This window comes from uncultured Aggregatibacter sp., assembly GCF_901873365.1.
GTDB lineage: Bacteria > Pseudomonadota > Gammaproteobacteria > Enterobacterales > Pasteurellaceae > Aggregatibacter.
The window spans coordinates 1-10,138 of the sequence record NZ_CABFLM010000084.1; the positions used below are offsets into that span (position 1 = coordinate 1).

General features: G+C 42.1%; 8 protein-coding genes and 1 tRNA gene. 7 read left to right on the top strand and 2 right to left on the bottom strand.

Annotated features, from left to right (window positions below; all coding sequences use genetic code 11):
• The 3 genes from QZ106_RS07755 to QZ106_RS07765 all read left to right on the top strand — a co-directional run.
• Positions 1–778: MATE family efflux transporter (locus tag QZ106_RS07755; protein ID WP_295976173.1), on the top strand; the 778-nt coding region annotated here is incomplete at its 5' end.
• 157 nt (positions 779–935) lie between these two features.
• Positions 936–3,167 carry a TonB-dependent siderophore receptor gene (locus QZ106_RS07760; RefSeq protein ID WP_295976174.1) on the top strand — a complete coding sequence of 744 codons (2,232 nt, stop codon included), beginning with the start codon at positions 936–938 and terminating at the stop codon, positions 3,165–3,167.
• Positions 3,168–3,222: 55 nt separating this feature from the next.
• Positions 3,223–4,968 carry an ABC transporter ATP-binding protein/permease gene (locus QZ106_RS07765; protein WP_295976175.1) on the top strand — a complete coding sequence of 582 codons (1,746 nt, stop codon included), beginning with the start codon at positions 3,223–3,225 and terminating at the stop codon, positions 4,966–4,968.
• A 139-nt stretch (positions 4,969–5,107) separates the two neighbouring features.
• Here the strand turns inward: QZ106_RS07765 and QZ106_RS07770 are convergent.
• A tRNA-Gly gene (locus QZ106_RS07770) sits at positions 5,108–5,183 on the bottom strand.
• A 98-nt stretch (positions 5,184–5,281) separates the two neighbouring features.
• Positions 5,282–5,830, bottom strand: a complete 549-nt coding sequence (gene orn, locus QZ106_RS07775) for an oligoribonuclease (protein WP_006717727.1) — start codon at positions 5,828–5,830, stop codon at positions 5,282–5,284.
• 72 nt (positions 5,831–5,902) lie between these two features.
• Here orn and rsgA point away from each other — a divergent pair, with 72 nt between their 5' ends.
• From rsgA to crr, 4 genes are all read left to right on the top strand, one after another.
• Positions 5,903–6,943: a small ribosomal subunit biogenesis GTPase RsgA gene (gene rsgA / locus QZ106_RS07780; RefSeq protein ID WP_295976178.1), complete on the top strand. Its 1,041-nt coding sequence runs from the start codon at positions 5,903–5,905 to the stop codon at positions 6,941–6,943.
• 230 nt (positions 6,944–7,173) lie between these two features.
• The gene (gene ptsH, locus QZ106_RS07785) at positions 7,174–7,431 is read left to right on the top strand and encodes a phosphocarrier protein Hpr (protein ID WP_209364563.1); all 258 of its coding nucleotides are present in this window, start codon (positions 7,174–7,176) and stop codon (positions 7,429–7,431) included.
• A gap of 139 nt (positions 7,432–7,570) precedes the next feature.
• Positions 7,571–9,298: a phosphoenolpyruvate-protein phosphotransferase PtsI gene (ptsI, locus tag QZ106_RS07790; protein ID WP_295976181.1), complete on the top strand. Its 1,728-nt coding sequence runs from the start codon at positions 7,571–7,573 to the stop codon at positions 9,296–9,298.
• Between the two features lie 62 nt (positions 9,299–9,360).
• Entirely contained in the window at positions 9,361–9,861 is a 501-nt protein-coding gene (gene crr, locus QZ106_RS07795; protein ID WP_033002689.1) for a PTS glucose transporter subunit IIA, read from the top strand.
• The last annotated feature ends 277 nt before the right edge of the window (positions 9,862–10,138 follow it).

A 10,138-nucleotide genomic window follows, 5' to 3' on the forward strand; every position in this document is an offset into this window, starting at 1 on the left:
GATGTGTCTTTTCATGTTGACCTATTGTATGCGCGCGAGAAATCAACGTGATTTAAAGGTCTTCGACAAGATTATCGAACGTCCGAATGTGCGTACATTGAGCAAGTTGCTGAAACTTGGGTTTCCTATCGCCATGGCGCTGTGTTGTGAAGTGGCGTTATTTGCATTGACTTCATTATTTCTATCACCACTTGGTGCTGATGTTGTAGCGAGCCACCAAATTGCCTTAAACACCAGCTCGTTTATCTTCATGTTGCCTATGTCGATTGGTATGGCTACGACGATCTTAGTCGGGCAACGTTTAGGCGAAAAATCGCCACATGGGGCAAAACTGGTGTCTTATTCTGCATTGGCGGTCGGATTATCGGTTGCGATAGTCACTGCATTTTTAACAGTAATTTTACGTGAGCATATTGCCGCCATTTTCGTGAAAGATGTTGAAGTCATCGCCATGGCTGGCACCTTATTATTAATTGCCGCGCTATACCAATTTTCCGACACAGTACAAGTGATTATTGGTGGCGTGTTGCGCGGTTATAAAGACACCAAAGCCATTTTATACATTACGTTATTTTGCTATTGGGTTGTCGGTATGCCACTGGGTTACACGTTAGCGCGCACGGATCTTATCATTACCGGTGGTATTGCGGCGAAAGGGTTCTGGATTGCGTTTATTGTGAGTCTAACCTTAGCTGCCATTTTATTGATTTATCGTCTCCGAAAAATTCAGCGATTACCTGATGACGTGCTGCTAGCGCGCTTGGAAAAATTGAAATAAACATCAGCCTGTTACCTTTGTAACAGGCTTTTTTCATCTAAAGTGCGGTTGTTTTTTAAGATGTTTTTTTAGCGCATTTAAAAGAGAATAATTCTCTTTTTCAGCTAAAACTTTTCAGCTATACTGTCGCCGTTTTTTGACTCGAAAAGGTAATGTTATGAAATTTAAATTAAGCGTGATTTCCACCGCACTTTTAACGGCGGTATCCATGTCTGCTTATGCGGAAGAAAAAGCGGAAAATCTTGAACAAATCACTGTTGAAGATACCGGCATTAAGCAAAACGGTTATCAAACCACCGGGACCTCTGTGGTCTCAAAAGCCGAAGTGCCTGTGCTGGATACACCGAACACGGTCAATATTCTTTCCACCCAATTATTAAAAGATCGCAAACCCGAATCTTTAATTGATGCGCTTTACAATGTGAGTGGCGTTAGTCAAGCCAATACCTTAGGCGGCATGTTCGATTCCATTCAAAAACGCGGTTTTGGCGGCAATCGTGATAATTCGATTATGCGTAACGGCTTGCAAGCCGGCCCTGCCAAGAACTTTAGTGCCACCACGGAAACCGTCGAAGTCTTAAAAGGCCCGGCCTCTGTGCTTTATGGTATTCAAGATCCGGGCGGTGTCGTCAATATCATTACCAAAAAACCGCAACAAACGCCGAAATATGTCGTGGGCGGCACATTGGGAAATCATAGTTTGTGGGGAACACAAGTGGATTTCACCGGCGGCTTAGGCAATGGCTTTGCTTATCGTTTTATTTATGACAAACAAGAAAAGAATTATTGGCGTAACTTCGGCAAAATTAAAAACACCACTTACGCGCCTTCTCTTTCTTGGGAAAATGACACCACCAAAGTCTTGGTGGCGTATGAACATAAAGATATTCTTGAGCCGTTTGATCGTGGGACGAATTTATTAACGGCGACAAATTCTCTGCCAAATATTCCGGTCTCCCGTCGTTTAGATGAACCGAATAATGAAACCACGGCAAAAACCGATAACATTGATTTTAAAGTTGAGCATAAGCTTAACGATAACTGGAAGTTGAACGCCGGTTATAACTATGCCCGTTATGAATATTTCTATAATCAAGCGCGTATTTCGAATATTAATGTGGCAGATACACCGATCCCTGCGGTTAAAAATAAAAAGGGCGTGATCACCTCTCCGGAATTAAAAGCACGTCATGTACGCCGAGCCATTGAGCAACAACAAGGTGATCAACGCGTGCATAGCGGCACATTAAATATCGTGGGTGAATTCGGTATTGGTGAGATTGGTAACCGTTTTGTCGCCGGTGTGGATGTGATGCGTAATATTCGTGAGATTGGTCCAATTTATAACCAAGGCATCATGGATTCTGACCTCAGCATTGATCATCCAAACTATACTAATCCTGTGGCGCAGAAGAAAAACGGCAACGGTAATGCCTATCAATATAACCATCTAAAAACCCTTGGCGTTTATGTTCAGGATACAGCCTATTTAACGGATAGCGTTATTGTTACCGGTGGTTTGCGTTATGAATATTTTGACCAATTTGCCGGTCGCCATTGCTTAAATGCGGCGAATTGTGATCTGTCAAAAGGGCAAAACTTAACGAAGACCGCTAATACAGATCAACATGATGGCAAATTGTTGTATCAACTAGGCGCGGTATATAAATTCACGCCGAATATCGCGACCTTTGCCAACTATGCGGAATCTTTCCGTCCGCAAATGAGTGTGGCTACTCCGGTGAACAGCGATTTGAAACCGGAACAAGGTAAATCCATTGAAATGGGGGCGAAGTATGAAAATGCTGATTTTAACGCTATGGTGTCTTTATTTAATATTAATAAACGCAATGTGGCAGAAGCGGTGGGTAGCGGCGCTAATGCCGAATTAAATATCGTCGGCAAACAACGTTCCCGCGGTGTGGAATTTGACTTAAATGGTCAACTTACCGATCAGTTGAGCGTGGCGGCGAACTATACTTACACCAAAGTGAAATCCTTAGAAAATGAAAGATACCCTGACGCAGTGAATCAACAGCTTTCCGGCGTCCCGAAACATCAATCCTCTTTATTTTTAGCCTATAATGTGGGCGAATTTAATTTCGGCAATATCCGTGTTGGCGGTGGCGCTCGTTATTTGGGCGCTTGGTATGCCTATACAAATAACTACGCGAAATCGTATAAAATTCCACACGCCGTAGTGTATGACGCCTTCATTGCCTACGATACCAAAATCTCCGGCAAGAAAGTATCATTCCAACTTAACGGTAAAAACTTAACGGATAAAACCTATTTCCCATCCACTTCGGGTAATGCAACAAACACGCTGATTCCGGTGGCGTTGGGTTATGGACGTGAGTTTATCTTTAATACCAAAGTGGAATTCTAATTAAATACTTTCATCCCTAAAGGGCGTTTAACGCCCTTTCTTTTTGGATATTCAAATGGATTGGCAAACAGAAGTTAATAATAGTTTCTCTTGGATTTTGACCGCACTTTTGGGCGTATCGGCGGTGTTGGCTGTATTGGCATTGGCGCTTAAACGAACAGACTTTGGACAACGCTTTTGGCTGATTACACAACCTTGCGTGCAAACCTCATCAGCATACAAAATTATCGGTTTGCTTTTATTGTTACTGACCTTGATTTTGCTGGAAGTGCGAATCAGCGTGCTGAATTCCTTTTTCTATAACGGGCTTTATACCTCGTTACAAGAACAAAAAGCCGATGCCTTTTGGTTTTTTGCCGGGCTGAATGCCTTGTTGGTGATGTTCAAAATCGTGCATTCCATTATCAATTATTTCGTACGCCAGCTGTTTGAAATTCGGTGGTTAGAAAAACTCAATAATGAAATGCTGGTGCGTTGGTTGCGCCATAAAAATTATTATCGTCTGAAATACGAAAAAGAATTGCCGGATAACATCGATCAACGTATCGAACAAGATGCCCGCGAATTTATTGGCGGCACGGTTACCATGCTGCAAGGCTTGATTAATTCCGTGATGTCCACCATTGAATTTACGATTATTCTGTGGGGCTTGTCAGGGATATTGGTGTTGCTCGGCGTGCCGATTCCGAAAGGCGTGGTGTTCTTTATTTATATTTTTATCATTGTCGCCACCGCACTTTCCGTTTGGATTGGGCACCCGCTGATTAAATTGAATTTTGATAAAGAACGATTGAACGGGGATTACCGTTATTCCTTAATTCGCGTGCGTGATAACGCAGAAAGTATTGCATTTTACGATGGTGAAATAAAAGAGCGGTCAAATTTACAAGCGAAATTTCACGCTATCATTCACAACCGTTGGGTGATTGTGCGCCGTATGTTGGGGTTGGATGGGTTTAATACCGGCGTGACGCAAATTGCTATGATTCTACCGCTCATGTTGCAAGCGCCGCGTTTCTTTGCCGGACAGGTGAAATTAGGCGATATGCACCAAACGGTGCAAGCCTTCAATCGTCTTATGCGGGCGTTGTCTTTCTTTCGTTTGTTCTATGAAGAATTCACGCTGTATCAAGCGCGCTTAAACCGTTTGTATGGTTTTTTTACCAAATTAGACGAATTGGACGGCACGGACATTCATCAACCGGTGGAGTGTTCTCATCGGGTGTTATTGCATCATTTCGGGATTAAAGACGGCAACGGAAAAGTCTTGTTGAAGGATTTGAACGTGGATTTGCAAAATGGCGATGCTTTGCTCATTCAAGGTCCGTCAGGCGCAGGAAAAACCTCGTTACTTAAAGCCATTGCGGGGATTTATCCGTTTGATACGGAAGGTCGGGTAGAGCGTCCATGTAGCAACAGTCTGTTTCTGCCACAACGCCCGTATATGCCGCAAGGCACGTTACGTGAGGCCATTTGCTATCCGAATATTGAGCCTAAACGTGGCGAATTGGAGTTGGCAATGGAGCAGTGCCGTTTGAGCAAATACATTCCGTCTCTTAACGAATCCAACGATTGGCAAGCTATTCTTTCGCCGGGAGAATTGCAACGGGTGGCGTTTATCCGCATTCTTCTGATGCAACCCGATGTGATTTTTTTAGACGAAACCACATCGGCACTGGACGAACCGACGGAAGAATTGTTGTATAAAATCATCCGCAGCCGCTTCCCAAACATGATTATTCTCAGTGTCGGTCATCGTTGCACGTTGCAACAGTTTCATAATAAGCAGTTAGCACTGTAAAGGCGCTAAAAGTGCGGTGCTTTTTTAAGCCAAATGAATAAAACACAGAAGAAACAGGTTCCCTTTTTCGCTAGAAAAAGGGAAACGAAGAAAAATTAAGCATAAAAAAATCCCCCGCAAAAGCGAGAGATTGTGAATTTGGAGCGGGAAACGAGGCTCGAACTCGCGACCCCGACCTTGGCAAGGTCGTGCTCTACCAACTGAGCTATTCCCGCATTCACATCAAATGAATGAGACGGCATTATACGAATATTTTTGGACAGTGCAAGTATAAAATCAGGAAAATGATTTACTTGTTTATATATTCGTCGATTTAGTCCATCTTTAAAAAATGTTCGCGATAGTAAGCGAGTTCTTTGATGGATTCGCGAATATCGTCTAATGCCAAATGGGTGTTTTGTTTACTAAAGCCGTCCAGAATTTCCGGTTTCCAGCGGGCGGCTAATTCTTTTAATGTACTGACATCAAGATGGCGATAGTGGAAGTAGTCTGCAAGCTCCGGCATATATTTAAAGAGAAAGCGTTTGTCTTGTGCCACACTGTTGCCACAAATCGGTGATACCCCTTTCGGCACGTATTTCTTGAGAAAATCTAAGGTTTGTAATTCGGCGGCGCGTTCGGTTAATTTGCTGTTTTTAACGCGTTCAACCAGCCCATTGGCGGTGTGGGTTTTCACGCACCAGTCGCTCATTTTATTGAGTAATTCATCCGATTGGTGGATGGCGAGTACCGGCCCTTCGGCAAGAATATTTAAATTTTTATCGGTCACAATGGTTGCGATTTCAATAATGCGTTCTTTTTCCGGATCTAAGCCTGTCATTTCAAGATCAATCCAGATCAGATTTTGTTTATCTAATGTCATTATATAAGGTATCCTATGCGAAAATTTTCCTTATTCTAGCGAAAAACGCGAGAAAAAACGACCGCACTTTGTATGAGTAAACCCAAATTAACGCAAAATCAAAAACGCCGAATTCAATCCAATAATAATAAGGTATTACATCGCCATCAGAAGAAAGACATTGATTGGCAGGATGATATGCTGGGCGATTCGCAGGAGGGTTTGGTCGTCACGCGCTATGCCCGTCATGCGGATGTGGAAAATACGCAAGGCGAGATTTTTCGTTGTAACTTGCGTCGTACATTAGCGAGCGTTGTTGTAGGGGATCGCGTGATCTGGCGACAAGGTAATGAGCAGTTGCAAGGTGTAAATGGCGTGATTGAGGGGGTTCATCCGCGCAAAAATGAAATTTCTCGTCCGGATTATTACGACGGCATTAAAGTTATTGCTGCTAACATTGATCGCATCATCATTATTTCTTCCGTATTGCCGAGTTTGTCGTTGAATATTATTGATCGTTATTTGGTGGTATGCGAAGAAGCCAACATTGAGCCCATTATTGTGTTGAATAAAGCCGATATGCTGACGGAAGAACAATGGCAAGACGTGGATTCACAGCTGAAAATTTATCGTGATATTGGCTATCAAACGCTGATGGTTTCGGCACAAAATAAAAAAAATCTGGAAAAACTGACCGCACTTTTATCGGATGGCGTGTCTATTTTTGTGGGGCAATCCGGTGTAGGAAAATCCAGTTTGATTAATGCCGTTTTGCCGAATGTGGCGGCGCTGGTCGGGGAAATTAGTTCAACCTCGGGTCTTGGACAACACACCACGACCTCTTCTCGTTTATATCATTTACCGCAGGGTGGTAGTTTAATTGATTCACCGGGCATCCGTGAATTTGGTTTGTGGCATTTGGAAGATGAGCAGATTACAAAAGGTTATCGAGAATTCCAAACGGTGCTAGGGACTTGTAAGTTTCGTGATTGTAAGCATTTAAATGATCCGGGATGTGCCTTACGTCAGGCGGTAGAAGAAGGCAAAATCAGTGCCGTTCGTTATGAAAATTATCATCGTTTGTTAACCAGTAAAAAAGAAATGAAATCGCAGCGCCATTTTTCTGCTGAATAAGTCAATGTCAGCCACTTCTTTTGCGCAAAACCTTGTTAAATTTTGGTTAATAAATTAAACTTTGACGTCGTTTTTTTGTGATCCAGTTCAAATTTTTATTGAAATCGCCTTGCGTAATGGAGCGATTATCAGGATACTACGGCGCATTTATTTTAGTCTTTTTAGACAAGATTCCATCAAAATGCTAAATGGACTTATCGGATTCAATTAATTTTTTAGAGGAAACTCATATGTATTCAAAAGATGTTGAAATCACTGCACCTAATGGTTTGCATACGCGTCCGGCAGCACAATTCGTTAAAGAAGCGAAAGCATTTGTTTCTGATATTACGGTTTCTTCAGCCGGTAAAAGTGCCAGTGCAAAAAGTTTGTTTAAATTACAAACGTTGATGCTCACGCAAGGTACCGTGATTACGATTTCTGCAGAAGGTGAGGATGCAGAAAAAGCTGTTGAACATCTTGTGGCATTAATTCCAACCTTAGAATAATAACCAAGCCATGATTTGCGGCAATCTTTCTTTATGATTAAAGAGGCGATGTAGCAGGTCATGGCTTTTGCTTTATTTTAAGAATGATTGATTTTTAATCAATTTGAGTTTTAGGATAGATTTTTTATAGAAGGTAACTATGATTTCAGGAATTCCGGCTTCACCAGGTATTGTTTTTGGTAAAGCACTTGTGCTTAAAGAAGAAAAAATTGTACTGGATATGCAAAAGATTAAAGACAGCCAAGTCGATGAAGAAATCGCGCGTTTTTACGCAGGACGTGAGGCGGCTGTAGAGCAGTTAAACTCAATTAAAGAGCGTGCTTATCAATCTTTAGGCGAAGAAAAAGCTGCCATCTTCGAAGGGCATTTAATGATTTTGGAAGATGAAGAGCTGGAAGAGGAAATCATTGATTATCTTCGTTCAAATCATGTGAATGCGGCAGTGGCGGCGAATGTGGTGATTGATCAGCAAGTCGCCATTTTGTCGGAAATCGACGATGAGTATTTAAAAGAGCGTGCCGGTGATATTCGTGATATTGGCAATCGCTTAATTAAAAATATCTTAGGCATGCACATCGTTGATTTAGGTGAAATTAATGAAGAGGCGATTTTAGTTGCCTATGATTTAACGCCTTCTGAAACAGCACAGCTAAATTTAGACAAGGTGTTAGGTTTTGTGACGGATATCGGCGGTCGCACATCACATACCTCCATTATGGCGCGTTCCCTTGAATTACCGGCAATTGTTGGGACGAACAATGTTACCGAGTTGGTAAATACCGGTGATTTTTTAATTCTGGATGCGTTAAATAATGTGGTTTATGTTAATCCTTCTCAAGAAGACATTCAGCGTTTAAAAGCGTTGCAAGCGAAATTAGCCGATGAGAAAGCTGAGTTGGCGAAGTTAAAAGATTTGCCGGCATTAACGCTAGATGGACACCGCGTGGATGTGGTTGCGAATATCGGTACCATTCGTGATATCGAAGGTGCGGAGCGCAACGGCGCAGAAGGGGTGGGGCTATACCGCACGGAATTCTTGTTTATGGATCGTGATCAATTGCCGACAGAAGAAGAGCAATTTATCGCCTATAAAGACGTCGTGGAAGCCATGAATGGCAATTTGGTGATATTGCGTACCATGGATATTGGCGGTGATAAAGAATTGCCGTATTTGGATTTGCCGAAAGAAATGAATCCATTCCTCGGTTGGCGTGCTATTCGTATTGCGTTGGATCGTCGCGAAATTTTAAATGCGCAATTAAGAGCAGTATTGCGTGCTTCGGCTTACGGTAAGTTAGCGGTAATGTTCCCAATGATTATTTCTGTAGAAGAAATTCGTGAGTTGAAATCCGTCATTGAAGAATTGAAAGTTGAATTACGTAATGAAGGTAAGGCCTTTGACGAAAATATTCAAATTGGTGTCATGGTGGAAACGCCATCCGCTGCGGTGAATGCCAAATTCTTAGCAAGAGAGGTTGATTTCTTCAGTATTGGTACGAACGATTTAACCCAATATACGTTAGCCGTGGACCGTGGCAATGAACTCATTTCTCATTTATATAACCCAATGAGTCCGTCTGTACTGAGTTTAATTAAACAAGTGATTGATGCTTCTCATGCGGAAGGAAAATGGACGGGAATGTGCGGTGAATTAGCCGGCGATGAACGTGCTACTGTCTTGTTGTTAGGAATGGGGCTAGATGAATTTAGTATGAGTGCGATTTCTGTGCCGCGGATTAAGAAATTAATTCGTAACGTTAATTATCAAGACGCAAAATTACTGGCAGAAAAGGCGTTACAACAACCGACTGCGGCAGAAATCGAACGTTTAGTGATTGATTTTTTAGCAGAAAAAGCATTAAATTAAATACAAATTAGGCTTTTTAAGCTAAAATACGACTAAATTTCAAACTTCAGGAGATGATTAAAATGGGTTTATTTGACAAACTATTTGGCTCAAAAGAGAAGAAGGCGGTTGAGGTGGAAATCTATGCCCCACTTTCCGGTGAGATCGTGAATATTGAAGATGTGCCGGATGTCGTTTTTTCTGAAAAGATTGTTGGTGATGGCATTGCTATTCGCCCGACCGGCAATAAATTAGTTGCGCCGGTAGATGGTGTGATTGGTAAAATTTTTGAAACTAATCATGCGTTTTCCATGGAATCCAAAGAAGGCGTGGAGTTATTTGTTCACTTTGGTATTGATACCGTAGAATTAAAAGGTGAAGGCTTTACCCGTGTGGCGCAAGAAGGTCAAACCGTTAAACGTGGCGACACGGTGATTGAGTTAGATCTTCCTCTCTTGGAAGCCAAAGCGAAATCCGTATTAACACCGGTAGTGATTTCCAATATGGATGAGATTAATCATCTTGAGAAGAAAACCGGGGAAGTGGTTGCCGGTGACTCCGTGGTGTTGGTTCTAAAAAAATAATAGAGACAGCAAGCTTGTAATAAGCATTTTGCTGATTGCCGATCTTAAGTTTTCTTAAGATCGGCTTTTTTATTATAGCCAGCCAAAGTCTGGCTATAAAACCATACGCTATGCGTATGGATCCAAATAGTGCGTAGCGTGTATCTTGATGCACGACCAAACCAAGCACGGAACGAAATAAAGTGCGGTAATTTTTGGAAGTATTTTTTCAACCAACGTATTATCAACCGTCAAGCGCGTTATTCATTTCGTGCAACAAGTTGCACGCTACGATTTA